This window comes from Rhizobium leguminosarum bv. trifolii WSM2297 (assembly GCF_000271845.1).
This window is the reverse complement of sequence record NZ_JH719392.1, coordinates 352,920-376,302: the sequence shown is the minus strand read 5'-3', so window position 1 is coordinate 376,302 and position 23,383 is coordinate 352,920. Positions and strand designations below refer to the sequence as shown.

25 protein-coding genes are annotated in these 23,383 nt (G+C 60.9%); 16 read left to right on the top strand and 9 right to left on the bottom strand.

The window, feature by feature from the left end:
* Positions 1 to 28 precede the first annotated feature (28 nt).
* The 5 genes from RLEG4DRAFT_RS01705 to RLEG4DRAFT_RS01685 all read left to right on the top strand — a co-directional run bounded on the left by RLEG4DRAFT_RS01705 (position 29) and on the right by RLEG4DRAFT_RS01685 (position 5,388).
* On the top strand, positions 29 to 1,096 hold the full coding sequence (locus RLEG4DRAFT_RS01705; protein ID WP_003574895.1) for an ABC transporter ATP-binding protein: 1,068 nt from the start codon (positions 29 to 31) through the stop codon (positions 1,094 to 1,096).
* Between the two features lie 146 nt (positions 1,097 to 1,242).
* Positions 1,243 to 2,547: an ABC transporter substrate-binding protein gene (locus RLEG4DRAFT_RS01700; protein ID WP_003574894.1), complete on the top strand. Its 1,305-nt coding sequence runs from the start codon at positions 1,243 to 1,245 to the stop codon at positions 2,545 to 2,547.
* Between the two features lie 83 nt (positions 2,548 to 2,630).
* A complete protein-coding gene (locus RLEG4DRAFT_RS01695) occupies positions 2,631 to 3,563 on the top strand; it encodes a carbohydrate ABC transporter permease (RefSeq protein ID WP_003574893.1) in 933 nt (310 codons plus the stop codon).
* Between the two features lie 124 nt (positions 3,564 to 3,687).
* Positions 3,688 to 4,587 (top strand): carbohydrate ABC transporter permease, encoded by a 900-nt coding sequence (locus tag RLEG4DRAFT_RS01690; RefSeq protein ID WP_003574892.1) that lies wholly within the window; start codon positions 3,688 to 3,690, stop codon positions 4,585 to 4,587.
* 120 nt (positions 4,588 to 4,707) lie between these two features.
* Positions 4,708 to 5,388, top strand: a complete 681-nt coding sequence (locus RLEG4DRAFT_RS01685; RefSeq protein ID WP_003574891.1) for a redoxin domain-containing protein — start codon at positions 4,708 to 4,710, stop codon at positions 5,386 to 5,388.
* Positions 5,389 to 5,399: 11 nt separating this feature from the next.
* Here the strand turns inward: RLEG4DRAFT_RS01685 and RLEG4DRAFT_RS01680 are convergent, their stop codons facing one another.
* Positions 5,400 to 5,993 (bottom strand): TetR/AcrR family transcriptional regulator, encoded by a 594-nt coding sequence (locus RLEG4DRAFT_RS01680; protein ID WP_003574890.1) that lies wholly within the window; start codon positions 5,991 to 5,993, stop codon positions 5,400 to 5,402.
* Between the two features lie 155 nt (positions 5,994 to 6,148).
* Between RLEG4DRAFT_RS01680 and RLEG4DRAFT_RS01675 the strand changes: the two genes are divergently transcribed.
* From RLEG4DRAFT_RS01675 to RLEG4DRAFT_RS01665, 4 genes are all read left to right on the top strand, one after another.
* Complete coding sequence (locus RLEG4DRAFT_RS01675; RefSeq protein WP_003574889.1) at positions 6,149 to 6,547, top strand: RidA family protein; 399 nt, start codon at positions 6,149 to 6,151, stop codon at positions 6,545 to 6,547.
* 112 nt (positions 6,548 to 6,659) lie between these two features.
* Entirely contained in the window at positions 6,660 to 6,827 is a 168-nt protein-coding gene (locus tag RLEG4DRAFT_RS40640) for a hypothetical protein (RefSeq protein WP_003574888.1), read from the top strand.
* A 24-nt stretch (positions 6,828 to 6,851) separates the two neighbouring features.
* Positions 6,852 to 7,316 (top strand): NUDIX domain-containing protein, encoded by a 465-nt coding sequence (locus RLEG4DRAFT_RS01670; RefSeq protein WP_003574887.1) that lies wholly within the window; start codon positions 6,852 to 6,854, stop codon positions 7,314 to 7,316.
* A gap of 173 nt (positions 7,317 to 7,489) precedes the next feature.
* Positions 7,490 to 7,768: a hypothetical protein gene (locus RLEG4DRAFT_RS01665; RefSeq protein WP_003574886.1), complete on the top strand. Its 279-nt coding sequence runs from the start codon at positions 7,490 to 7,492 to the stop codon at positions 7,766 to 7,768.
* Between the two features lie 46 nt (positions 7,769 to 7,814).
* On the opposite strand, the gene RLEG4DRAFT_RS01660 is transcribed toward RLEG4DRAFT_RS01665, so the two are convergent.
* Together RLEG4DRAFT_RS01660 and RLEG4DRAFT_RS01655 are read right to left on the bottom strand one after the other, a co-directional pair.
* Complete coding sequence (locus tag RLEG4DRAFT_RS01660) at positions 7,815 to 9,116, bottom strand: MFS transporter (protein ID WP_171898164.1); 1,302 nt, start codon at positions 9,114 to 9,116, stop codon at positions 7,815 to 7,817.
* A gap of 181 nt (positions 9,117 to 9,297) precedes the next feature.
* Positions 9,298 to 9,750, bottom strand: a complete 453-nt coding sequence (locus RLEG4DRAFT_RS01655; RefSeq protein ID WP_003563845.1) for a MarR family winged helix-turn-helix transcriptional regulator — start codon at positions 9,748 to 9,750, stop codon at positions 9,298 to 9,300.
* Positions 9,751 to 9,955: 205 nt separating this feature from the next.
* Between RLEG4DRAFT_RS01655 and RLEG4DRAFT_RS01650 the strand changes: the two genes are divergently transcribed.
* From RLEG4DRAFT_RS01650 to RLEG4DRAFT_RS01625, 6 genes are read left to right on the top strand one after another with little or no spacing between them, the layout of a single operon-like run.
* Positions 9,956 to 10,495, top strand: coding sequence for a flavin reductase family protein (locus RLEG4DRAFT_RS01650; RefSeq protein ID WP_003574883.1), 540 nt, complete (start codon positions 9,956 to 9,958; stop codon positions 10,493 to 10,495).
* Between the two features lie 10 nt (positions 10,496 to 10,505).
* Positions 10,506 to 11,738 carry a flavin-dependent monooxygenase gene (locus tag RLEG4DRAFT_RS01645; RefSeq protein WP_003574882.1) on the top strand — a complete coding sequence of 411 codons (1,233 nt, stop codon included), beginning with the start codon at positions 10,506 to 10,508 and terminating at the stop codon, positions 11,736 to 11,738.
* A gap of 47 nt (positions 11,739 to 11,785) precedes the next feature.
* A complete protein-coding gene (tsdA, locus tag RLEG4DRAFT_RS01640) occupies positions 11,786 to 12,766 on the top strand; it encodes a gamma-resorcylate decarboxylase (RefSeq protein WP_003574880.1) in 981 nt (326 codons plus the stop codon).
* A 1-nt stretch (position 12,767) separates the two neighbouring features.
* On the top strand, positions 12,768 to 13,826 hold the full coding sequence (locus RLEG4DRAFT_RS01635; protein ID WP_003574878.1) for a maleylacetate reductase: 1,059 nt from the start codon (positions 12,768 to 12,770) through the stop codon (positions 13,824 to 13,826).
* A 20-nt stretch (positions 13,827 to 13,846) separates the two neighbouring features.
* A complete protein-coding gene (locus RLEG4DRAFT_RS01630; protein WP_003574876.1) occupies positions 13,847 to 14,692 on the top strand; it encodes an intradiol ring-cleavage dioxygenase in 846 nt (281 codons plus the stop codon).
* Complete coding sequence (locus RLEG4DRAFT_RS01625) at positions 14,692 to 15,000, top strand: YciI family protein (protein WP_003574875.1); 309 nt, start codon at positions 14,692 to 14,694, stop codon at positions 14,998 to 15,000. Before RLEG4DRAFT_RS01630 ends, RLEG4DRAFT_RS01625 begins: the two co-directional genes overlap by 1 nt.
* 40 nt (positions 15,001 to 15,040) lie before the next feature.
* On the opposite strand, the gene RLEG4DRAFT_RS01620 is transcribed toward RLEG4DRAFT_RS01625, so the two are convergent.
* Positions 15,041 to 17,080 (bottom strand): SPFH domain-containing protein, encoded by a 2,040-nt coding sequence (locus RLEG4DRAFT_RS01620; protein WP_003574873.1) that lies wholly within the window; start codon positions 17,078 to 17,080, stop codon positions 15,041 to 15,043.
* A 396-nt stretch (positions 17,081 to 17,476) separates the two neighbouring features.
* Positions 17,477 to 18,532, bottom strand: coding sequence for a non-homologous end-joining DNA ligase (gene ligD, locus RLEG4DRAFT_RS01615; RefSeq protein WP_003574870.1), 1,056 nt, complete (start codon positions 18,530 to 18,532; stop codon positions 17,477 to 17,479).
* 283 nt (positions 18,533 to 18,815) lie between these two features.
* On the opposite strand from ligD, the gene RLEG4DRAFT_RS01610 reads away from it, so the two are divergent.
* Entirely contained in the window at positions 18,816 to 18,998 is a 183-nt protein-coding gene (locus RLEG4DRAFT_RS01610; RefSeq protein WP_003574868.1) for a hypothetical protein, read from the top strand.
* 53 nt (positions 18,999 to 19,051) lie between these two features.
* On the opposite strand, the gene RLEG4DRAFT_RS01605 is transcribed toward RLEG4DRAFT_RS01610, so the two are convergent.
* From RLEG4DRAFT_RS01605 to RLEG4DRAFT_RS01590, 4 genes are read right to left on the bottom strand one after another with little or no spacing between them, the layout of a single operon-like run.
* Positions 19,052 to 19,966, bottom strand: coding sequence for an SMP-30/gluconolactonase/LRE family protein (locus RLEG4DRAFT_RS01605; protein WP_003574865.1), 915 nt, complete (start codon positions 19,964 to 19,966; stop codon positions 19,052 to 19,054).
* A gap of 14 nt (positions 19,967 to 19,980) precedes the next feature.
* Positions 19,981 to 20,931 (bottom strand): ABC transporter permease, encoded by a 951-nt coding sequence (locus tag RLEG4DRAFT_RS01600; RefSeq protein ID WP_003574863.1) that lies wholly within the window; start codon positions 20,929 to 20,931, stop codon positions 19,981 to 19,983.
* A complete protein-coding gene (locus tag RLEG4DRAFT_RS01595; RefSeq protein ID WP_003574861.1) occupies positions 20,928 to 21,875 on the bottom strand; it encodes an ABC transporter permease in 948 nt (315 codons plus the stop codon). Before RLEG4DRAFT_RS01595 ends, RLEG4DRAFT_RS01600 begins: the two co-directional genes overlap by 4 nt.
* A complete protein-coding gene (locus tag RLEG4DRAFT_RS01590; protein ID WP_037093140.1) occupies positions 21,872 to 23,323 on the bottom strand; it encodes a sugar ABC transporter ATP-binding protein in 1,452 nt (483 codons plus the stop codon). Before RLEG4DRAFT_RS01590 ends, RLEG4DRAFT_RS01595 begins: the two co-directional genes overlap by 4 nt.
* Positions 23,324 to 23,383: the final 60 nt, after the last annotated feature.

The following is a 23,383-nucleotide window of genomic DNA, read 5'->3' as shown; positions in this document are numbered from 1 at the left end:
TAGCGCTCGATTTCTGGGAGGAGTGAGTATGGCAGGCGTTCAATTCGCGGATGTGCGGAAATCATTCGGTTCGTTTCCGGTCATCAAGGGCGTGGATATCGACATCGCCGATGGTGAGTTCGTGATCCTGGTCGGCCCGTCGGGTTGCGGCAAATCCACTTTGCTGCGGATGCTGGCGGGACTTGAGAACATTTCCGGCGGCGAGATCAAGATCGGCGGGCGCGTGGTCAATACGCTGCCGCCGAAGGATCGGGACATCGCCATGGTGTTCCAGAACTATGCGCTCTATCCGCATATGACGGTGGAGCAGAACATGGGCTTTTCGCTCATGCTCAACAAGGCACCGAAGGCGGAAGCGGAAAAGCGGGTGAAATATGCCGCCGGCATCCTCGGCCTCGACAAGCTGCTCGATCGCTATCCGCGCCAGCTTTCCGGCGGCCAGCGCCAGCGTGTCGCCATGGGCCGCGCCATCGTGCGCGATCCGGAGGTCTTCCTGTTCGACGAACCGCTCTCCAACCTCGATGCGAAGCTGCGTGTCGCCATGCGCGCCGAGATCAAGGAGCTGCACCAGCGGCTGAAGACCACCACTGTTTACGTCACCCACGACCAGATTGAGGCCATGACCATGGCCGACAAGATCGTCGTCATGCATGACGGCGTTGTCGAGCAGATCGGCACACCGCTCGAGCTTTACGACAAGCCGGCCAATCTCTTCGTAGGCGGCTTCATCGGCTCGCCGGCGATGAACATGATCAAGGGCAGGCTCGATCCGGAAAATCCGGCACGTTTCATCGCATCCGACGGCACGGCGCTGCCGGTCTCCAATCCGCCGGCCGACGCCATAGGCCGCGACCTCGTCTATGGGCTTCGCCCGGAATACATCCTGCTCGACGCCAATGGCCTGCCCGGCGAAATCGTGGTGATCGAGCCGACCGGCTACGAGACGCATCTCATCCTCAAGCTCGGCGGCAGCGAGGTCAGCTGCGTCTTCCGCGAACGCGTCAACGCCCGGCCGGGCGAAATGCTGCGCGTGGCGATCGATGCGCCGCATGTTCATCTCTTCGATGCCGAGAGCGGCCGGAGATTGACCGACTGACGCCGTCCGGCGGCGGCGCGGGGGCGGAGGAGCCGTTTCGTCGCCCGCAGGCCGGCAGCATCCCTTTTCGGGGATGCAAGGATCGTCGTTCACCAAGCGGGAGGTGAAGGACGAGGAATTCGCACCCGCTTTTGAGGAGGAATCTCATGAAGATCAGAAGACGTGACTTTCTTGCCGCCTCGGCTGCCGTCGCCGGTGCCGCCGGCCTCGGCATCCGGCCGTCCCTGGCGCAGGCCGAACCGACTTACACGCCGGAAAGCGGCGCCAGCCTTCGCCTGCTGCGCTGGACGCCCTTCGTCAAGGGAGACGAGGAGGCCTGGATCGCCAACACCAAGAAGTTCACCGAGGCGACCGGCGTCGAGGTGCGCATCGACAAGGAAAGCTGGGAAGACATCCGCCCGAAGGCTGCGGTGGCCGCCAATGTCGGCTCCGGCCCCGATCTCATCATGTGCTGGTTCGACGATGCCCACCAGTATCCGGACAAGCTGGTCGATCTCACCGAACTCGGCAATTATCTCGGCAATAAATATGAGGGCTGGTACGACGGCGTGAAGGGTTATGCGACGCGCGGCGACACCTTCATCGCCATGCCGTTGACGGCGATCGGTAATGCCGTCGTCTATCGCGACAGCCACGTGAAGGCCGCCGGTTTCAACGAATTCCCCAACGATACCGCAGGTTTCCTCGAGCTTTGCAAGGCGATGAAGGCAAAGGGCACGCCGGCCGGCTTCCCGCACGGCAAGGCCGTCGGCGACGGCAACAACTACGCCCACTGGTTGCTCTGGAGCCATAACGGCATGATGGTCGATGAAGGCGGCAAGGTGACGATCAACAGCCCGGAAACGCTGGCTTCGATCAACTATGCCAAGGAGCTGTATGCGACCTTCATTCCGGGCACGGAAAGCTGGCAGGACGTCAACAACAACCGCGCATTCCTTGCCGGCCAGGTCTCGCTGATCGCCAACGGCGTCTCGGTCTATTACACCGCCAAGAACGATCCGAAACTCGCCGAAATCGCCAAGGACATCCGCACGACGAACTTCCCGATCGGCCCGGTCGGCAAGAGCGTCGAGCTTTGCCAGACGAGCTCGCTGCTTCTCTTCAAACACACCAAATATCCCGAAGCGGCGAAGGCCTACATCAAGTTCATGATGGAAGCCGACCAGATGAATGCCTGGATCCAGGGCTCCAGCGCCTATTGCTGCCAGCCGCTCAAGGCCTTCGCCAAGAACCCGATCTGGACCGCCGATCCGGTGCACGCGCCCTATGCACGCGCCTCGGAAAAGCTGCGCCCGAACGGCTATGCCGGCCCGCTCGGTTATGCCTCGGCAGCGACCATGGCCGACTATGTTCTGGTCGACATGTATGCGGCCGCCGTCACCGGCCAGATGTCGCCGCAAGATGCGATGAAGGAAGCCGAACGCCGGGCAAACCGCTACTATCGCGTCTGAGCAAGAGGCGGAAAAACAAGCGGCGTGCCGGCCCTCGGCATGCCGCAAACTCCTCCGGGAGTAACGCGATCTGGAGATAAGCAATGTCGATGGCAAATTCGGGGGATAGACGTGGGCCGGTCTCTTCGCTCCTGCAGAACAACAATGTGCTCGGCTTCCTGTTCATGCTGCCGGCGGCGGTGTTCCTGGTCTGCTTTCTCACCTACCCGCTGGGGCTCGGCGTCTGGCTCGGCTTCACCGATACCAGGATCGGCCGCGACGGCATCTTCATCGGCCTGGAGAACTACCAGTTCCTGATGGACGACTCCGTCTTCTGGCTGTCGGTCTTCAACACCATTCTCTATACCTCGGTCGCCTCGGTGCTGAAATTCGCGCTCGGCCTCTGGTTGGCGATGCTGCTCAACCAGCACCTGCCCTACAAATCCTTCTTCCGGGCGATCGTGCTGCTGCCCTGGGTGGTGCCGACGGTGCTTTCGGCGCTGGCCTTCTGGTGGATCTACGATTCGCAGTTCTCGATCATCTCCTGGTCGCTGATGAAGCTGGGGCTGATCAGCGGGCCGATCAATTTCCTCGGCGACCCGATCAATGCGCGCATATCGGTCATCGTCGCCAATGTCTGGCGCGGCATTCCCTTTGTGGCGATCTCGCTGCTTGCGGGCCTGCAGACGATCCCGGCATCGCTGCAGGAGGCAGCCTCGCTCGACGGCGCCACCAGCTGGCAGCGTTTCCGCTATGTGACGCTGCCGATGCTGACGCCGATCATCGCCGTGGTGATGACCTTCTCGGTGCTTTTCACCTTTACCGATTTCCAGCTGATCTACGTGCTGACCAAGGGCGGCCCCGTCAACGCCACGCATCTGATGGCGACGCTGTCGTTCCAGCGCGGCATTCCCGGCGGCCAGCTGGGCGAGGGTGCGGCCATCGCGGTCGCCATGGTGCCCTTCCTGCTCGGTGCGATCATGTTCAGCTTCTTCGGCCTGCAACGGCGCAAATGGCAGCAGGGCGGCCAGGATTAGAGCAATTCCCGGAAAAGTGCGGAGCGGTTTTCCGTCCGGAATTGCGTAAAAACAAAAGCTTTAGAACGGCTCTGCGCTTCGGTGAAAACTGAACCGCTCAGGACCAGGTTCAGGGAGAATGACGATGTCGACACACTCAAACACCGCCGATCAGGTCGTCACCGACAATGCCGAAGGCATGAGCTATCTGAACCGCCTGCCGCGGCGGATCGTCATGCTCTACCTGCCGATGGCGGTCTTCGTCTTCGTTCTGCTCTTCCCGTTCTATTGGATGGCAATCACCGCGGTGAAACCCAACGAGCAGCTGACCGACTATAGCAATTACAGCCCCTTCTGGGTGGTGGGACCGACGCTGGCGCACATCAAATACCTGTTCCTCGAGACATCCTACCCGGGCTGGCTGTGGAACACGATGCTGGTCGCGATCTGCTCGACCTTTCTGTCGCTGGTGGCCTCGGTCCTGGGCGCCTATGCAATCGAGCGCGTCCGCTTCACCGGCTCGCGTTCGGTCGGCCTGGTGATCTTCCTCGCCTATCTCGTGCCGCCGTCGATCCTGTTCATCCCGCTCGCCTTCATCGTCTTCAAGCTCGGGATCTACGACTCGCGGCTGGCGCTGATCTTCACCTATCCGACCTTCCTCATTCCCTTCTGCACCTGGCTGCTGATGGGCTACTTCCGCTCGATCCCATTCGAGCTGGAGGAAAGCGCGCTGGTGGACGGCGCCAACAGGTGGCAGATTCTCACCAAGATCATCCTGCCACTCGCCGTGCCGGGGCTGATCTCAGCCGGGATCTTCGCCTTCACGCTGTCCTGGAACGAATTCATCTATGCCCTTACGTTCATTCAGTCTTCTGAGAATAAAACTATTCCCGTCGGGGTACTGACCGAACTGGTGCGCGGCGATGTCTTCGAATGGGGAGCGCTGATGGCGGGGGCCTTGTTCGGCTCGCTGCCGGTGGTCATCCTCTACTCGTTCTTCGTGGATTACTACGTCTCCTCGATGACCGGGGCGGTGAAGGAGTGACAGCGGCAAAGGGCGTGTCGAACCGCAGCGTCTCAGCTGTCGAACACTGGGCCTTCTTGCGACACGTGGTATAGTTGAATTTCGGTCGTCCAGCTGACGACACGATAAAGGAATTATCCCATGGGAGACCAGAAACGCCCGCTGCAACCTGGAGAAGCCGCACCCGGATTCACACTGGCCGCGGCCAACTTCGACGGAATGGTCTCTTTCGCCGATTTGAGCGGTCGCCCGTTTCTGATCGGTTTCTTTCGCGGGCTTCACTGCCCGTTCTGCCGGCGTCAGCTGGAACAGCTTGCCAGCGTAGAGCCGACGCTGCGCGCCGCCGGGGTGGCGACCGTGGCCGTTATCAACACGCCGGTGGAACGTGCCCGCTTGTATTTCCGCCACCGGCCGACGCCGGTAACGCTTTTATGTGACCCGGACTGCGGCACGCATCGGGCCTACGGTGTGCCGCATGCCGAGTTCCTGCCCGATGGGAGCCGTGAGCAGCCCGAATGGCCCTATGTCGCAACGATGGCGCAGTTCCAGGCGGCCCGCATCAACCCGACCGGCGAACTGCCGGAACCGCTGCACCCGATGGAAGCCAACACGATCCTCAACGCCAAGGACGGCTTCGAGCTTACCGAAGCCGATCATGCGATCTTCGCGAATCACGCTACCCAGCTCGTCGGGCACTTCCTGGTGAACGCGAACGGCACCATCGGCTGGGCACGCATCGAGGCGCTCGACGGGCCGAACAGCCTCTCCGTCTTCCCCACGACGGCGGAGATCATCGCTGCCGCCGGCAGCCTTGGGCACTGACCCGCAGCCGATCACAAACGCTGCACAAGCAAACCGCCCGCCAAGGCATGAAAAGCCTCGACCGCTTTTGGCAGCACGCTTTGCGGATTTTCGCTGGCGGCGATCCAGAGAGCCGCATTGAGAGCCGCGCCGCTCAGCAATCGGGCCGTCGCTTCCGGGTCGAGCGGCTTGAGGATGCCTTGGGCGATAAGGCGCTCCACGGTGTTTTTGGTCACCTGTAGACAGCTATTCTGGCTCGGCCACTGCGAGGGATCACCCAACACAGACGGTCCGTCGAGCAGAACGATGCGCTGGACTTCCGGATTGAGCGCCATCTCGATATAGGCCGCGCCCTCCGCAAGCAGGCCCTGCCAGTCGTTGCCCTCCCGATCCCCAATCTCTTTGGCGCGCGCCGCCATTTCCGTGTCGAGTTGATCGACAACTGCGGCCAGCAGCCCGCGCTTGTCTCCGAAGTTGTGGTACAGCGCGCCGCGTGTCAGGCCGACGTCGGCCGTCAGCTCGTCCATCGACGCTGCCGAGTACCCCTTTTGAGCAAACGCCTTTCGTGCAGCCGCGATCAACTTGACGCGGTTTTCCTGCATCGTTTCGCTACGAGTTTTCGCCATTTCACTCTCTCAAATTCGCATACGGTACGTATATGGGTTGACATACGCCGCGTATACGGAATACATCACATACGTACCGTATATCAACTGGCGAGCGAACTTGTGAAGCCCTGTTCGGGCTCATCGGTCGCTGTCAACAAAAAAGAGAGATCAGAATGACCCAACGCGAAGCAATCTTTCCTGCCGACAGGCACGCTCTTTACGAAGAACACGGCTATTCCGCCGCCATCCGATCCGGCGATCTGTTGTTTGTGTCCGGGCAGGTCGGCAGCCGTTCGGACGGAACAGCCGAACCCGATTTCGAACGCCAGGTGCGGCTGGCCTTTGAAAACCTGAAGGCCACGCTGAGTGCAGCCGGCTGCACGCTGGACGATATCGTCGATGTAACCACCTTCCACACCGACCCTGAAAACCAGTTCGGAACGATCATGGCTGTCAAGCAACAGGTTTTCAGCAAGCCACCCTATCCGAATTGGACTGCGCTCGGCGTAAACTGGCTCGCCGGCTTCGACTTCGAGATAAAGGTCATCGCCCGTATTCCGGCGATTAACTGACATCGCCAAACCTCGGCGGCAGGGGAGCGCCCTGCCGCCGGCGACTGTCGAGAACTTGCCGACATCGGTAGTCGCTCCTATCTCATGTCTAACAGACTGATGGAGCGACGAGATGATGGAACTTGTGGCCGACACGCTCTTCGACCCGACGATCGAGATCATTCCTCCGGAAGAGACAAAAGAGCAGCCCGATGGCCGTGTCTGCCTTTGTTGCCAGCGCCGGTGTCGGTGGATGGACGACGACGGCTGCGGCATCTGCGAGGAATGCCTAGCCTCTTGATAGACGCAGGAAGGGCAGAACGCGATGGCAATCCGTAGCGCCGGGCTTCTCATCTATCGGCGCCTGTCCACGGACCTCGAAGTCCTTCTCGTCCATCCGGGCGGTCCCTTTTGGGCCGGGAAAGACGAGGCTGCATGGTCGATCCCGAAGGGATTGGTCGAGCCGGAAGAGGATGAGCTCGCAGCGGCGAAGAGGGAGACCGCCGAAGAGCTGGGTGTGGCAGTCGACGGCATAGCCACACCGCTCGGCGAATACCGACAGCCCAGCGGCAAGATCGTCGTCGCATGGTCGATCGAAGCCGATCCGCTATTGGACGTGAATGCGATACGGAGCTCCGAGTTTCAAATGGAATGGCCGCCGAAATCGGGCCAGGTCAGGAGCTTTCCGGAGGTTGATCGCGCCGGCTGGTTTTCCCTGGCCGACGCCGAAACAAAGCTGTTGAAAGGGCAGCGACCGATGCTTGCCGATCTCCTGAAGCATCAGGAATGATCGGTGCGAAATGAGTGCTTGAGCCGCGCGTCTTGCTGCACGCATGCGTGAAGCGCGCGGCAGCCATGCGTTGCTTCTGAAGACATGCATCTCCATCTGACAGTCATAGCCATCTGACTCACATCGAGAAAATCGGCGCTGCGGCCGCCTTGGGCACGCGCGAGGAGACAATCATGAACGGCATTTCGAAAACCCTGAACGACATGACGCTTGTTGAACGGTCGAGCCTGCTCGACACCGTCGCCGACGCCTTGGAAGCAACCGCCGAGGAGGCCGAAGGGGAGGGCGACGCCCGTTTCGTCGCCAACTCCGTCTGCATCGCCAATACGATCCGCGGACTTTCGGGGGAGCTTGCGCCGCACAATCTGCGGGCGGCCGAGCTGCTGCTTGAGCAGGGCATCATGCTCGTCCACCAGTTCGCCAATAGGGCGAAACCTGGAATGGTTCATTAGTAGTTGTCGGCAGGTTCCGGATGGCGAACCTGCCGACAATCCGGCATCAATCAGCCTTTTTGCGGTACAGCAATGTCATGAGTGCGAGGATGCATCCCACGGCTCCGACCGAAGCGAAAATGTAGAAGTTCCACTGCGGAGCGAGGCCCGCACCTAGAACCGCACCGCCGATGGCCGGTCCTATCATACCTCCGATACGGCCGATGCCGAGCGAGAAGCCAAGGCCAGTTCCACGGATCTCGACCGGATAGAGATTTCCAACGAGAATATTGGCGAGGATCTGCGTGCCGATCGTTCCCGTACCGGCAAGTGCGACGAGAGCGTAAACCTGGAGGCCCTGATCCACCTGCGTCAGCAACCAGATCGAGCAGGCTCCGAGAAGAAACAGACCTGCCACGACAATTTTGACATTTCCACGGTCGGCAATCCTTGCGCCGATCAGCAGGCCGACTGCGGCTCCGAGATTGAGCGTTACGGAGAAGAGCAGGGCAGAACCGAGGTCATAGCCCATCTTGTTCATAATGGTCGGAAGCCAGTTGACCATGCCGAATGTCAGCAGAAGCGAACAGAAGTGGATGCCCCATGCGTTCAAAGTCGGTAGCAGGCGACCTTCGGAAAACAGCGCCCGGATGCCGACCTGGCGTGCCGCAACGGGCTTGGCCAGGGGATTGGGCAATCCGTACTGGTTTGCGATCTGGTTGGCTTCGGCCTGGCGGTTCTTCGTTGCCAGCCATTCGGGGGACTCAGGGATGAGGCGGATGAAGAAAGGCAGGAGCAGGATCGGTGCGCCGCCGATGATCATCAGCGGACGCCATCCGTATTTCTGTATCAGCAACATTCCGAGGATCCCCGAGATGATGCCGCCGGCCAGATAACCCAGAAGCGCAAAGGAATAGGCGATCGCCTTCCGTTTCGGCGGGGAAAACTCGATGATCAACGCTGTTACTGTCGGAAAAAGAGCGCCAAGCCCCAGGCCGGCGAGAAAGCGTGTTGCCTCGAAAACAAGAAAGTTCGGTGCAAGACCGCTGCCGATCATCATAACGGAGAAGCTCAACAGGCTGCCGATGATGACCTTGCGACGGCCTATCCTGTCGGCGAGTGTTCCCGCAACGAGCGCGCCGAGCAGCATGCCGAACAGGGTGATGGAAGCAGCTCTTCCGACCATTCCGGGCGTCAGGCCCCAGCTTGCTTCACCGAGCAGCGCCGGCGCGACTGCGCCGTAAACGATCAGATCATACCCGTCGAACAGGATCAGCAGACCACAAAGGGCGATGATGATATTCGGGCTGCGAACGCGTTCGTTGAAAATAGCGAGATCTTGTATGGCCAATTTTCCCTCCCCATACATTGCGTACAGGAAGTACGCTCCTGCCAGTGGCAGGTCCGCACCGATCCATGTACAAATCCTCCTGGATCATTGCCGGCGTGGTTCCTCCAAGCGCCAGACTCACCCGCGAGCGGGCGATGTCAAGACAACGATGACACGCTATTAAATACTTGCGAATAAAATATTTGCAACTGCAAACTTCTCAGCTGGCAACTTTTCCCTTTGCGGACATGGCCGGCAGGTTGCTGTGCATGCGGCGCAACGCATTTTTCAGGGCTGCGACCTCCTCGGCCGACATGCCCTGAACCGCGGTGCGTTCAAGCTCCACGGCAAGCGGCATGAGCCTTTCCGTCAGCGCCTCGCCCTGCGGGGTCAGCCTGACGATGACGATACGGCCATTGTCTTCCGGGCGTGTTCTCGACACCAGCTTGCGCTTGGCCAGTGTGCCGACGAGGCGCGAAAGCGTCGAAATCTCGACAGAGACGACGTCGGCGAGATCCCCCAGCGTGCTTTCCCGGCGCTCCTTGAGCATCGCCAGAACCCGGTACATCGCCACGCTGAGATCGTCTTCGGCAATTCTCTGCGCGAATACCTCGGCTATCCGCACGCCGGCGCGATTGAGAAGATACGGAACGGAATCGGTAAGTTTGTACATATCTCTGTCTGCTGGCGGGATTCGGGGCGCTTGCTGAACGTTCTCTCCGACATGCACCTAAATGACCGGGATGACAACATGATTGGCTTTCAGCCGTCGACAATGGCGGGGTAGATCAAACATTTTTCCCGCCTGACTTCTAGATTTGCGTTGACAACAGTTGCAAATGCAATAATTTGACGACGAGGAAACACGGGAGGAAATCATGTCTGCCACTGCTGCTCTCGGCATAGTGCCGGCCCCCGCACCGATCAGCGATGCGTTTCGATCGACCATGCGCCGTTTCCCGGCGACGGTGACGATCATCTCTGCCTGCCGCAACGGTACGGACCATGGCATGACGGCAACTGCCGTCACCTCACTTTCGATGGATCCGCCGTCTCTCCTCATCTGCCTGAACAATCGCACCTACCTGCATGACATGCTGCTTGAGGTGCCGGAATTTGCAGTCAGCATTCTGACCGACAGGCAGGTCGCCCTGTCGGAAGGATTCAGCGGCAAGATTGCGCCTGAGCGGCGCTTCGAGGCTGCCGATTGGGTTCGCCATGAGCGCGGCATGATGGTGCTGGATTCCGCTCATGCCTCGGTTGTCTGCCGTCGCATGGGCGCGGTTCCCTACGGGACGCACACGATCTTCATCGGGCAGGTGGTGGATACACGCCTCTCCGACGACACGATCCCGCTAATGTACGAAAACTCGAAATATTGCGCGCCACAGCACGCGCTTCCCACATCCCAGAATTGAAGGTCGTTCCATGAACAATACAGCTGCCCTGTTTCCCGCCGCAGCGCGGGTCGAGAACGCATGTCTTGCAGATCGCATCGCACCGGTGCTGGACGAAATCCGTGCCGGCGCCCGCGATACCGAAAAATCCGGCCGTGTGCCGGTGCGCAATATCGATCTGCTGCGCTCCGCCGGCTATTTCGATATCGTCAAGCCTGCCCGTTTCGGCGGCGCGGAAGGATCGTTTGCCGAGCTTGTCGATGCAAATATCGAACTGTCGTCGGCCTGTGCCTCCACCGGCTGGGTTGCCGGCCTCCTTTCCGCGCATCAATGGCTCCTCGCCATGTTCGAGGAAAGGGTCCAGCAGGACGTGTGGGGTAGCAATCCGGATGCGCTGCTCTGCGGTTCCTACGCGCCGGTCCGAATGGCTGAACGCGTCGAGGGCGGTTTCCGTCTGTCCGGCGATTGGGCCTTTGCGAGCGGATGCGAAAATGCCCAGTGGGCCCTCTGTGCGGCGATCATTCCGCCAAACGGCGAGGGCGAGCGTCCCATGCCGGCCTTCCTTCTGGTTCCCGCCAGCGACTATGCCATTGCCGAGACCTGGGATGTGGTCGGCCTTGCGGGTACCGGCTCAAAAAGCCTGATCCTCAAGGAAGTCTTCGTTCCGCAATATCGCATACTGAGCTTTCCGGACGCGACCTCCGGCAGAACGCAGGGCGGGCGCTTCTATGAGGGTGTCGGCCTTTTCAACATGCCGCTGCTCATGGGAATTCCGTTCTGCCTCGGCAGCGCCGCCGTCGGTGCGGCGAAGGGCGCATTGGATAGCTACATCGACCACATCGGGACCAGGGTGACACGGGGTGCGGTTGCCGGTGGCAACAACAAGATCGCCGAATTTCCGACGATCCAGCTTCGCGTGGCGGAAGCCTCCGCATCCGTGGATGCTGCCCGCGAAATCATTCTGCGGGATATTGCCCGGGCGCAGCAACTGGCCCAGGCCCGCGCGGATGGTACCGGCGAGATCACCGAGGAAGATCGGATTCTCGCCCGCCGCAGCCAGTCCTTTGCGGTTAGCCTGGCGCTCCGGGCGGTCGAAGCACTCAATGCATCGACCGGCGGCCTCGGCCTCCAGATGTCCAATCCCGTGCAGCGGGCATGGCGCGATGCAAATGCCGTCGGGCGCCACATTTCCATGAACTGGGATGCCGTCGGCACCATGGTCGGCCAACAACTGCTCGGTCTTCCGCCCAAGGGACAGTTCTGATCCGCCATCCTCATTATTTCGATTGAAGACAGGAAAGAGAGCATATCGTGCAAGGCAAGATCGCGCTTGAAGAACATTTCGCCATTCCCGAGACGCTGCAGGATTCGGCCGGGTTCGTGCCGGGCGACTACTGGACGGAACTGTCCGCCCGTCTTCTGGATATCCAGGACAAGCGTTTGCGGCTGATGGATGCTCACGGCATCGAGAAAATGATCCTGTCGCTGAACGCTCCGGCCGTGCAGGCGATCCCGGACAGGGCAAAGGCCCTGGAGATTTCCCGACGTGCCAACGACTTTCTGGCCGAGCAATGCGCTAAAAACCCGAACCGTTTCCTCGGATTTGCAGCTTTGCCCCTGCAGGATCCGGATGCCGCTGCGCAGGAATTGCAGCGCTGCGTGACAACGATGGGTTTCGTCGGCGCACTGGTCAACGGCTTCTCGCAGGAAGGCGACGGATCAACGCCGCTCTACTACGACCTGCCGCAATACCGTCCGTTCTGGGCCGAAGTCGAAAAACTCAACGTTCCTTTCTATCTGCACCCGCGCAACCCGCTACCGCAGGATAGCCGGATCTATGCCGGCCATTCCTGGCTGATGGGTCCGACATGGGCGTTCGCGCAGGAGACCGCTGTTCATGCGCTGCGCCTGATGGGATCCGGCCTGTTTGACGAGCACCCGGCTTTGCGGATCATCGTCGGTCACATGGGCGAGGGACTGCCGTACATGATGTGGCGCATCGACAACCGGAATGCGTGGGTCAAGGTAGAAAAGAACTATCCGGCCAAACGCCCGATTGCCGATTATTTTAACGAGAATTTCTACATTACGACGTCGGGCAATTTCCGCACGCAATCGCTGATCGATGCTATGTTGGAAATCGGCGCGGACAGAATTCTGTTTTCGACAGACTGGCCTTTCGAGAACGTCGATCATGCTGCAAACTGGTTCGACAGCACCACCATCTCCGAAGCCGACCGTCTGAAGATCGGCCGCACCAATGCAGTCTCACTGTTCAAACTCGATCGATAACATGGTCGCACCTTTCAGATACACGGTCAGTGCAGCTCAGATCATCTTCGGGAGCGGTTCTGTGAGTCGCCTCGCCGAGGCGATTGCAGGGCAGGGCGGCAAGCGCGCCCTGATCCTTTCGACCCAGCACCAGAAAGCCGATGCTCAACGTATCGCCGCTTCCCTCGGCCCGCTTGCGGCGGGACTATTCGACGGCGCTGTCATGCACACGCCGGTCGATGTGACCGAGCGCGCGCTGGCGGCATACGAGATGGCCGGTGCCGATTGCGTGGTCGCGATCGGCGGCGGGTCGACGATCGGTCTCGGCAAGGCAATCGCCTATCGCAACGACGCACCACAGATCGTGGTGGCGACGACCTATGCGGGGTCGGAGGTTACTCCAATCCTCGGCCAGACGGAGAACGGGCAGAAGATCACGGTCCGCGGCCCCGGCATCCTGCCGGAAGTGGTGATCTACGACCCCGAATTGACATTGGGATTGCCGGTCAACATCAGCGTCAGCAGCGGGCTCAATGCCATGGCGCATGCGGTCGAAGGGCTCTATGCGCAGGATCGCAATCCCATTTCGTCGATGATGGCGGTCGAGGGGTTGCGCGCGCTGAAGCAGGCTTTGCCGCAAATCGTCAATGCCCCTGGGGACATCGACTCCAGAAGCGAAGCGCTTTACGGCTCCTGGCTGTGCGGCACGGTGCTCGGAGCCGTTGGAATGGCCCTGCATCACAAGCTTTGCCATACGCTGGGCGGTAGCTTCGATCTGCCGCATGCAGAAACCCATGCTGTCATTCTGCCCCATTCCGCTGCCTACAACGCCGCAGCCGCATTGGATGCGCTCAAGCCCGCTGCCGATCTTTTCGGCGGCTCGCTGGGCAGCGGTCTTTATGATTTTGCCGCTTCGATCGGTGCCCCGATGGCGTTGCGGGATCTGGGTATGAAGGAAGCCGATCTGGACCTTGCGGCAGAACTCGCCGCCCGGAATCCCTACTGGAACCCGCGCCCGATCGAAGGAAAAGCGATCCGGGCTTTGCTGCAGAGCGCCTGGGAAGGCGCACGGCCGCATTAACGCGTTAGGAGGAGGGCCGCGTGCCTGAATATTTCAGCGAAGAGAGATCCGCGGAAGCCGTCAACACGCGGATGGGGCCGGACATCAATCCCCGTCTGGCCGAAGTCATGGCGTCGCTTGTCAAGCATTTGCATGCCTTTGCCAAGGATATCAGCCTCACCCAGGAAGAATGGGAACTGGCCATAGGCTTCCTGACCCGTACCGGCCATCTCTGTCACGACCAGCGACAGGAATTCATCCTGCTCAGCGATACGCTGGGTTTCTCAATGCTGGTGGATGCGATCAACAACCGGCGTCCGCCGGGCGCCACCGAAAATACCGTGTTTGGACCGTTTCATATCGAAGGCGCGCCCGTCCGCCAGATGGGCGAAGCCATCTCGCTCGACGGCAAGGGCGAGACTTGCCTCTTCATCGGGCGAGTGCTGGATCTCGATGGTAATCCGATCGAGGGAGCCCGGATCGACGTATGGTCGGATAATGCCGATGGCTTCTACGACGTCCAGCAGCCGGATATCCAGCCGAAATGGAACAACCGGGGCATTTTCATCACCGGCGCAGATGGCGCCTACAGCTTCGTCGGCATCAAGCCGGTCTCCTATCCGATCCCGGATGACGGTCCGGTCGGCCAGATGTTGACGTCCCTCGGCCGCCATCCCTACCGTCCTGCCCATACCCATTACCTGATCACGGCTCCAGGTTATCAGAAACTGGTAACCCACACGTTTGTCGGCGACGATCCCTATCTGGAATCCGATACGGTGTTTGGTGTCAAAAACAGCCTCGTCGCGCCTTTCGAGCGTGTCGATCGTCCGACGGTCTGGCGCTCCGATTTCGATTTCGTGCTGACGCCGGTCGAGAGCAGATAATGATCGTTGTCCGCTATGCGGTATCCAACCCCGGCAAGGCTGCCGAACGTTCCCGGTTGCTCGAGGAACATAAGGCCTATCTGCGCAGCGCGGCGATCCGCATCCTGCTTTCCGGCCCGTCTGCACCGCCGGCCGAGGGCAGGGGTTCACCCGCCGTCGTGATCGCGGAAGTCGAAGCGCTGGCCGAGTTCGAGGCGTTCAGCGCGGGAGATCCCTTCGTCCGATCCGGCGTGTACTCGAGCGTCGATCTATTCGAATGGCGGCCCAGTTTCGGGCTTCTACTGGAGAGTTTCCGACCAGCGTTTTAGGCAGGATGAAAGTGGGCCGGCATGACCGGCCCATCCAATGTTATTCGGCCGGCGCCGGCACCACAGCCGGGGCACCCTGTCGTCCAAGCCGGTCGGCGACCAGCATCGACAGCATCATTTCCACCAGGCCGTTGGCGCCGCCCTTCTCACCGCCGGCACCGCCGACCTGGATCTGTGGCACGAGCGGCAGCTTGCCGTTCTCGATCGCTTCGGCAAAGCGCATGAGCACCTGCGAGTGGAGCTGATAGTCCGGACCGCCAAAGGCCGCGACCTTCTTCTCCGTGGCTTCCGCTTCCGCCAGACCGACCGCGCGCACCTTCTGGGCATCGGCAAGACCGGTCGCCTTGATGCGCTCGGCATCGGCAAGGGCGATCGCCTTGATCCGGTCGGCCTCACCCAGGCCGGCAAGCCGAACCTTTTCCGCTTCGGCCTTGGCGGTGACCTGAATGGTCTCTGCCTGCTGGCGGGTGCGGGCAAGCTGCGCCTTGCCTTCGTTCTCGCTAATCTCGATGGTGAGTGCCGAGGTCGTGATCTTGGCCTGCTGTTCGGCCAGCGCTTGCTTCTCGCGCAATGTGCGCTCCTGGATCGCAGCCGCTTCCTGCAATTTATAGGTCTCGACCTTTTCAACGGCGATCTGACGTTCGCGCAGCTGGATCAGGATCTGCTCTATGCTGTTCTGGCCATTATTGGCGCGAGGCGTGCCGATCAGCACTTCCTGCAGCTCGAGGCTGTAGGAGCCGAACTTCTCGCGCATCTCGTCACCGGATGTGCGCTGGATTTCGCTGCGTTCCTGCAGCAGTTGGATCAACGTCTTGGTCTGGGCGATATTCTTGAAATAGGCCGAGACCATCGGATCGAGCGTCTGTTCGACCAGCCGTTTGATATCGCCGAAACGCTGCACGACGAGCGGCGCCTTCATATAGTCGATATGCACGACGACCGAGAGCGGCAGCACGGGTTCGAACGCATCCTTGGTGATCAGCGACACTTCGGAAAGATTTTCGTCCAGCCTGTGCTCGCCGAACTGTTCCTTCGTCCATTTGAGCACGAAGTTGGTGGTCGGCACGATGATGATATTACCGGCATAGGTGTTGAACGCATATTTGCCCGGCAAAAGCGGCGTCGACCAGACACCGCGTGCGCCGGTCTCGACCAGTTCGCCATGGCGATAGGACGAGCCGGAGATATCCGCGCTTCGCCGGCCGGTATAGGAGACGACAACACCCACGGTGCCGACGTCGATGATCGTCTTCTCCACAAGTTCGACGGTCGCAAAAATGCGGTTGAGGAAATAACTGCCGTCGGCCAGTACTTGCAGCTGCCTGCCGCGATAACCGCCGGCATTGAGAAATTTCTCCGGATCCTGAAAATTATTGTGGAAGTTTGCATCCCTAGGGTTGTTGGCAACAGTCGGCGCGATGATCTCGCCATCCGGCAGCGCCGGACCGTCATGGATGGTGACGATGCCGATCAGGTCCTCGGCGTCATGAATGACGACGGGCTCGAAGCCATTCCGCTCGCTGATCAAAGTCGTCATGTCGGCAAACAGTTTTTGTTCCGACGCGTTCAGGTTGACGGCATAGGTCGATTGCGCGGTCAGCACGATGAACTGCGCAAGATTGATCGCGTAGGTCCCTTCGCGCAGGATCTTTCGCTGCGGCCCTTTCTGGCCGCCCTTGGTGAGAAAGCTGCGCACATCCTGAAAATCATCGGCATCGATATTCGAGGCCAGTGTCTGGGTCGGCGGCAACGGCTCGCCGTCACGGGCAAAGACGTAGCCGATCTGGCCCTGCGGAATGGTGACGAGATTGGCGCGATGCATCGAATACTGGAACGGCATGAAGAAATGCAGGCCGCCGCGCACCACTTCCGGCTGGAAGCCCGCCTCACCGTAAAGCGCAATGAAGCCGGTCTCGACGGAGCCGCGAAAACTCCACAGCTTTTCGAGAATGCCGAGCCTGTCGTTCGGGATATAGCGGATCACGCCGCTCCACCGGAACAGCATGACCACCACGATGACCGGGACGGCGAAAACGATCACCCTCCACCCCATCGGGCCAAGATATTGTAGGTTTTCCATCTTTTTTCTCGTATGGGCGCACGGGTTCATCCACCCGATGGCCGCCCGGTTGGTATTGGATAAGACGGGGAGATGGCGCGCCTATTCGCTCGACGCACTCAGGTGTATCGAACGCTTGGGCTGCTCATTGTCTGGAAAAAATGACCGCGCGTCCCGAGTCCCCAGAGGGGCGGCGTGGTCGTGAATGCTCTCACATCGGTGTCGCTTTGATAGACATGACGATGAGGGACGTAAGGATTGCGCCTATAGGTTTAAAGATGTTCGACGCGGAAATCGGGTAAGTACTTCCAACAATTTTGATATTTCGAGCATTCAATTCTACTGAATTATACCGCTTCAGCTTGTTTGTTTCGGTTCCTTTGCCAAGCATCCGCAAAAAATGGCGATCATGATCCCTCAACTGCCAATGAAGCCGCTCATATCAAAGACGGCCGCATTGTCCTGAACCTCGCGCAGTCCCTTGTAAGAGGCGTGACGTAGACTGCCGTCATCCGTCCAGCCGCGAAACTCGATCTCGGCGATCAGGGTCGGCTGTACGAAGACGTAGCGCTTGCCCTTCAGGGTAACGACCGGCTGGTTCGTCTTCAACTTATCGAGCGTCGTTTTCAGCTGCTCGGCATCACGGGCGCTGAAGCCGGTTCCAACCGCCCCAGTGTAAATCCAGTCGAAACCCTTTTTGCCGGCGAGCAGCAGACTGCCGATGCCGCCGCGGGCGGATGTCGATTGTTCGTAACCGACGATCATGAAGCTTTCGCTTTGGACGCATTTGATCTTCAGCCAGTCGCCGGTGCGGCCACTGCGGTAGGGCCGGTCGCGATGTTTGGCGATAATGCCTTCCAGCCGATGATGGCAGGCGTGCTCGAGCAGGTCTTCGGCCGGCAGTTCCAGCTCTTCGGAAAAGCGGATCGTCCCATCGCCGCCTGGTATCAGGTCTCCAAGAAGGTGCCGGCGCACGGCAAGCTCGGTGCCTGTCAGGTCATGCCCGTCGAGATACAATAGGTCGAAGGCGTAGAGTATGGATTCGGCCGAAGCCCGCTTGCCGCCTCGACCTCCGAGCGAACGCTGCAACGCCCCGAAATCCGATCGGCCGTCATCGTCCAACACCACCGCTTCCCCATCCAATATGGCGGTGGTCAAGCCCAGTTCTTTTGCTGCCGAGGCGATGGCGGGAAAGCGGTCGGTCCAGTCATGGCCGCCACGCGTAATCACGCGCACGCCCTTCGGCTCGATATGGATCGCCAGCCGGTAGCCGTCCCACTTCGCCTCGTACAGCCAATCCGACCCGAGCGGCACGTTGGGCTTCAGCAGCGCAAGGCACGGCTCGATCCTCGTCGGCATTGGATCGAACGGAAGGCTTGGTTGGTCGGGATTGCGCTTGCGGATCGGACGAGATTGCAGCGTCGCGTTGGACTCGTTGAGGAATGGCAATGAGGGGCGGCGCGAACGTGTCATGAATATTGTTTGCCCTTCCCGGACCGGTTTTCAGTCTCGTCTGCGAACTTGATACAGCCTTTCCCACTTGCCGGCGGGACAAGCATGTCCTCATACTCCTGAGGCAATCGATGCGAGTCAACCCAATCGGCCGGCGGATTGTTCCGCGTCGAAACGAATCAAAAATCAAGGACACAAGGCGCATCCGTAGCCCGGATGGCGAGACGTAAGATGCTCTTGATTCCATGCATCTTTTTGCCGCGACGCGCGTTCTAATCAGACGGCAACCATAGGAATGAATGACATGACCAAGCGCGAACTTATCGATACCGGCAGCGACAAACGCTACGTCCGCCGCAATGAAAAGGGGCAATTCAAGGAAAGCGACGATGTCGGCCGCTCACTGTCGGCCGATCGCCGCCAGACGGCAAAGACCAAAGCAAAGCCAGGCGAGGGCGACCGCGGCGACCGCATCACCAAGCACTGAACAGGCGGCGCCCTCCATATCGGAGTTCGATCCGCGCGCAGATTATCGGGCTCTCACGGCAGCTGAGCACCGCTGACTGCGAGATAGACCGAATAAACCGAACGCGTCGCCGCAATGAACAGCCGGTTGCGCCGGGGGCCGCCGAAGGTGAGGTTGGCGACGGTCTGGGGCACGCGGATCTTGCCGATCAGTTTTCCAGCCGGGTCGAAGCAATGCACGCCATCGGCAGCACTCGACCAGAGGTTTCCATTGACGTCGGCGCGGATACCGTCCGGAATACCGCTGTCGATCAGGCAGAAGACCCGGCCGTTCGTGAGCCTGCTGCCGTCGACCACTTGGAAAGCGCGGATGTGACGCGGCAGGCTTTCATCATGGCTTGCTGCCGAATCCGCCACGTAAAGAATTGTCTCGTCGGGCGAGAAGGCAAGGCCGTTCGGCTGGGTGAAATCCGTGACGACGGCCGCAAGTGCGCCGGTCGCCGGATCGAGCCGGTAGACGTTGCGGGTCAGCTGCTCCGGCTCGGCGCGATAGCCTTCATAATCCGACATGATGCCGTAGGTGGGGTCGGTGAACCAGATCGTCCCGTCTGATTTCACCACCACGTCGTTCGGCGAATTGAGCCTGGCGCCCTTGAAACGATCGGCGAGTACGGTGATCGAGCCATCGACCTCCGTGCGCGTAACGCGGCGTGTCCCATGTTCGCAGGAAATCAGCCGTCCCTGCCGATCGCGCGTATGGCCATTGGTAAAATTGGACGGTTGCCGATAGACGGAGACACCGCTTTCGGGGGTCCAACGCAGCATGCGCTGATTGGGAATGTCGCTCCACAGGAGCTGGTTCGCATCGTTGAACCAGACGGGACCCTCAGCCCAGCGGCAGCCGGAATAGAGTTCTTCGAGACCGGCGCTCGTCACGATCATCTGCCGGAAACGCGGGTCGTGGATTTCGTAGATACTGGCCTCGGCCATGGCGGTCTTTCCGTTTATCGCATGCCCGCCCGGCGGCCGCCGGCGAGCATGATGACGCTGATGATGATGAGGCCGGTCATGATCAGGCGAAAGCCCGCGCCGACCCCGTAGGTGTTGAGCATGGACACGACCAGGAACATGAAGAGCGAGGCGCCCCAGATGCCCGGCACGTTGGAATCGCCGCCGGCGACCGCCGTGCCGCCGATCACGACGACGGCAATCGACATCAGGAGATATTCCGAGCCCATGTTGAGCGCGGCGCCGCCGGAGAAACAGGCGAGCAGGTAGCCTGCGACCGATGCCAGCACTGCGCAGAACAGGTAGGTGACGAAACGCGTGCCGTCGACCGGTATGCCGGCCATGCGCGCGGCCGGCATGCTTTGGCCGATCGCCGAGATCCAGCGCCCGTAAATCGTCTTCTCCAGCAGAAACCAGGCAAGCAGCGAAATCAGCAATGCGACGATCGCCACATTCGGCACGCCGAGTGTGTTCGACGTGGTAAACTCGGCCAGCATGCTCGGAGGCTTGATGCGCAAGCCCCGGTTCGTCCAGATCGCGGCGGACTGGACGATGAAGCTCATTGACAGCGTGGCGATGATCGGCGGAATGCGCAACGCCTTGATCAGTGCATAATTGCCGAGACCGACAACGAGGCCGATGAAGATCGCAATCAGAAGACCGGGCAGGATCATGCCGTTTTCGACATTCATCAGCTTCAGAGCCACCGTGCCGGCAAGCGTCATAGTGGCCGGAACCGAGAGGTCGATGTTGCCGGGACCGAGCGTGATGACGAACATCTGGCCGAGGCCGACGACGACCGAGAAGGCGGCGAAGGTGAGGGCTGCCTGCGACAGGCCGAGCGTGCTGGCGCCGAGCGTCACCATGATCGTCAGCAACCAGACGACAAAGGCGGCAAGCCACGACCAGATCCAGGGTTTGCCGAGAAGGCGCAGGCGAGGGCTCATCGGCGTTTCTCCCGCTTCTCCAAGCGGTTCAGCATCAGGCGCAATGCCAGCACGATAATCAGGATCGCGCCCTGAGCGCCGATCTGCCAGTCCGGCGAGATGCGCAGGAAGGACAGGAACGAGCCTGCGAGCGTCAGCGTCAGCGCGCCGATGACGGCGCCGACAGGGGAGATGCGGCCACCGATGAACTCGCCGCCACCGAGGATCACCCCGGCGATCGACAGCAGCGTGTATCGCAGCGCGATATTGGCATCGGCCGAGGTGGTCAGGCCGACGAGGGCGATGCCGGCGAGCACGGCAAACAAGCCGGCAAGACCGTAGGCGCTCGCCCGCGCCGCGACGATCGACCAGCCGGCGCGCTCGACCGAGCGCTGGTTGCCGCCGATGCCGCGGATCAGCACGCCGAGCGAGGAGCGCATGACGAGGAGATGGGCAATGGCGGCGATGGCGATGCTGGCGACGATCGCCATCGGCGCCAGCGGCGGCTTGACGGTCATCAACCAGCGCACCCAGTCCGGCGCCTGGCCGCCGGGCGCCGGCAGCAGCAGCACGGCCAGGCCGCCCCAGACGAAGCTCATGCCGAGGGTCACGACGATGGACGGCAGGTTGCGCAGATGGATGACGACGCCGAGGGCCGCATAGGTGGCGATCGCGCCGGCAAGGATCAGGCTGCCGGTCACCGGGGCATCCCGCAGAAAGGTGGCGGTGACGCAGGCGACGAAGCTGACGAAGGTGCCCATCGAGAGATCGAGATCGTTGACCGCCATGACCAGCATCTGGGCGATCGTCGCAAGCGCGATGGGCACGGCCAGATTGAACAGCAGGTTGAGCCCGACATAGCTCATGGCGCGCGGTTGCAGCCAGAAGACGGCGGCAAGCAGCAGCGTCAGCGACAGGGCAGGAATGGCAAGACGCAAGGCGTCGGACGACAGCCGGAACGTCATGCGGCGCCCCCCTCGAAGGAAGCGGCGATGATGTTCGTCTCGTTGACGACGTCGCCGGCGAGTTCGGCGGTGATGCGGCCTTCGCGGAAGACGTAGACGCGGTCGCAGAGGCGGACCTCGTCCATTTCGGTCGAGTACCAGATGAAAGTGCGGCCGCGCGCCGCTTCCTCGCGGATAATCGTATAGACCTCCTGTTTGGTCCCGACGTCGACGCCGCGCATCGGATCGTCCATCAGAACAACAGGCGCGCGCGTCGCAAGCGCGCGGGCAAACAGCACCTTCTGCTGGTTGCCGCCGGAAAGCGACAGGATGCGGTTTGCCATATCCGGCGTGCGAATCTCGATCCGCCGCTTCCAATCGGCACCCTTCATCTCCTCTTCGCCGGCGAGGATCAGGCCGCGCCGGGTGAGATCACCGAGCGAGGCGATCGAGAAGTTTCGCAGGATGCTCCACAGCTCGAAGACGCCGTTGAGGCGACGGTCGCCGGCGACGAAGGTGACGATTGGATCGCGCTCAGGCAGCCAGTTGCCGGACTGGGCGGCGTGCAAAGCGAGCAGCAACTCGGTCTGCCCGTGCCCGGCCAGTCCAGCCAGTGCGACGATCTCTCCCTTGCGGGCGGTGAAGGGAAGGCCTTTCGTCTGATGAGACAAAATCAGCGGAGCGGTGGATTGTTCGCGCGCCGAACGCGGCCCGGTCTCTTCCTTCGCAACGGTGCCCATCGCTTCCACGAGGCCGTGATGGTCGAATCCATCAGCCGGACGTTCGGCGACCACGCGGCCATCCTTCATGACGACGATGCGGTCGGAGGTTTCGAGGATCTCGTGCAGGATATGCGAGATGAAAATGACGGATCCGCCGGCGGCAACGAAGCGGCGGACATGATCGAGCATCTGGCGGGCAAGACTTGCATCAAGCGACGAGGTCGGTTCATCAAGGATCACCAGCTGCGGCGCAACGCCGGCGTTGGAAAAGGCCATTGCAATCTCGACCATCTGCCGCTCGGCGATAGAAAGATCTCCTACCGCCTGGCTGCTGTCGATGCCATGGCCGGGAAAGACGGCGTCGAGGCTCTTCTCGATGATATCAGCGGCGCGCCGGCGCCAGCCGAAGCCACCGAGATGGCGATGCATGATGCGCGTATTCTCGACGATGGAAAGGTTGGGGCAGAGCGAAAGCTCCTGAAAGACGCAGCGCACGCCGCGGGCGCGCGCCGCGTTGATGCCGTAGCGCTCCAGCCGCTCGCCGTCGCTTGCCACGCTTCCTTCGTGTGGTGTCAGGCCGCCGTTGATGACGCTGACGATGGTGGATTTGCCGGCGCCATTATGGCCGACGAGCCCGACGCATTCGCCCGGCATGACGCTGAGCGTGACGCCGTCGAGCGCCCTGACCGCGCCGAAGCTCACCCTGGCGCCATCGACGGCGATCACCGCCTTCAAAACCTCATCCATGCTGCCCGCCATGCCTGCTCGGAAGGACTGCCGCGCGCCCATTTTCGGCCCGCGCGGCAG

What these genes read in the sequence shown, in the direction of transcription:
- RLEG4DRAFT_RS01705 (WP_003574895.1), top strand. Translation starts at nt 29, where the DNA reads ATGGCAGGCGTTCAATTCGCGGATGTGCGGAAATCATTCGGTTCGTTT.
- RLEG4DRAFT_RS01700 (WP_003574894.1), top strand. Translation starts at nt 1,243, where the DNA reads ATGAAGATCAGAAGACGTGACTTTCTTGCCGCCTCGGCTGCCGTCGCC.
- RLEG4DRAFT_RS01695 (WP_003574893.1), top strand. Translation starts at nt 2,631, where the DNA reads ATGTCGATGGCAAATTCGGGGGATAGACGTGGGCCGGTCTCTTCGCTC.
- RLEG4DRAFT_RS01690 (WP_003574892.1), top strand. Translation starts at nt 3,688, where the DNA reads ATGTCGACACACTCAAACACCGCCGATCAGGTCGTCACCGACAATGCC.
- RLEG4DRAFT_RS01685 (WP_003574891.1), top strand. Translation starts at nt 4,708, where the DNA reads ATGGGAGACCAGAAACGCCCGCTGCAACCTGGAGAAGCCGCACCCGGA.
- RLEG4DRAFT_RS01680 (WP_003574890.1), bottom strand. Translation starts at nt 5,993, where the DNA reads ATGGCGAAAACTCGTAGCGAAACGATGCAGGAAAACCGCGTCAAGTTG.
- RLEG4DRAFT_RS01675 (WP_003574889.1), top strand. Translation starts at nt 6,149, where the DNA reads ATGACCCAACGCGAAGCAATCTTTCCTGCCGACAGGCACGCTCTTTAC.
- RLEG4DRAFT_RS40640 (WP_003574888.1), top strand. Translation starts at nt 6,660, where the DNA reads ATGATGGAACTTGTGGCCGACACGCTCTTCGACCCGACGATCGAGATC.
- RLEG4DRAFT_RS01670 (WP_003574887.1), top strand. Translation starts at nt 6,852, where the DNA reads ATGGCAATCCGTAGCGCCGGGCTTCTCATCTATCGGCGCCTGTCCACG.
- RLEG4DRAFT_RS01665 (WP_003574886.1), top strand. Translation starts at nt 7,490, where the DNA reads ATGAACGGCATTTCGAAAACCCTGAACGACATGACGCTTGTTGAACGG.
- RLEG4DRAFT_RS01660 (WP_171898164.1), bottom strand. Translation starts at nt 9,116, where the DNA reads ATGTATGGGGAGGGAAAATTGGCCATACAAGATCTCGCTATTTTCAAC.
- RLEG4DRAFT_RS01655 (WP_003563845.1), bottom strand. Translation starts at nt 9,750, where the DNA reads ATGTACAAACTTACCGATTCCGTTCCGTATCTTCTCAATCGCGCCGGC.
- RLEG4DRAFT_RS01650 (WP_003574883.1), top strand. Translation starts at nt 9,956, where the DNA reads ATGTCTGCCACTGCTGCTCTCGGCATAGTGCCGGCCCCCGCACCGATC.
- RLEG4DRAFT_RS01645 (WP_003574882.1), top strand. Translation starts at nt 10,506, where the DNA reads ATGAACAATACAGCTGCCCTGTTTCCCGCCGCAGCGCGGGTCGAGAAC.
- RLEG4DRAFT_RS01635 (WP_003574878.1), top strand. Translation starts at nt 12,768, where the DNA reads ATGGTCGCACCTTTCAGATACACGGTCAGTGCAGCTCAGATCATCTTC.
- RLEG4DRAFT_RS01625 (WP_003574875.1), top strand. Translation starts at nt 14,692, where the DNA reads ATGATCGTTGTCCGCTATGCGGTATCCAACCCCGGCAAGGCTGCCGAA.
- RLEG4DRAFT_RS01620 (WP_003574873.1), bottom strand. Translation starts at nt 17,080, where the DNA reads ATGGAAAACCTACAATATCTTGGCCCGATGGGGTGGAGGGTGATCGTT.
- ligD (WP_003574870.1), bottom strand. Translation starts at nt 18,532, where the DNA reads ATGACACGTTCGCGCCGCCCCTCATTGCCATTCCTCAACGAGTCCAAC.
- RLEG4DRAFT_RS01610 (WP_003574868.1), top strand. Translation starts at nt 18,816, where the DNA reads ATGACCAAGCGCGAACTTATCGATACCGGCAGCGACAAACGCTACGTC.
- RLEG4DRAFT_RS01605 (WP_003574865.1), bottom strand. Translation starts at nt 19,966, where the DNA reads ATGGCCGAGGCCAGTATCTACGAAATCCACGACCCGCGTTTCCGGCAG.
- RLEG4DRAFT_RS01600 (WP_003574863.1), bottom strand. Translation starts at nt 20,931, where the DNA reads ATGAGCCCTCGCCTGCGCCTTCTCGGCAAACCCTGGATCTGGTCGTGG.
- RLEG4DRAFT_RS01595 (WP_003574861.1), bottom strand. Translation starts at nt 21,875, where the DNA reads ATGACGTTCCGGCTGTCGTCCGACGCCTTGCGTCTTGCCATTCCTGCC.
- RLEG4DRAFT_RS01590 (WP_037093140.1), bottom strand. Translation starts at nt 23,323, where the DNA reads ATGGATGAGGTTTTGAAGGCGGTGATCGCCGTCGATGGCGCCAGGGTG.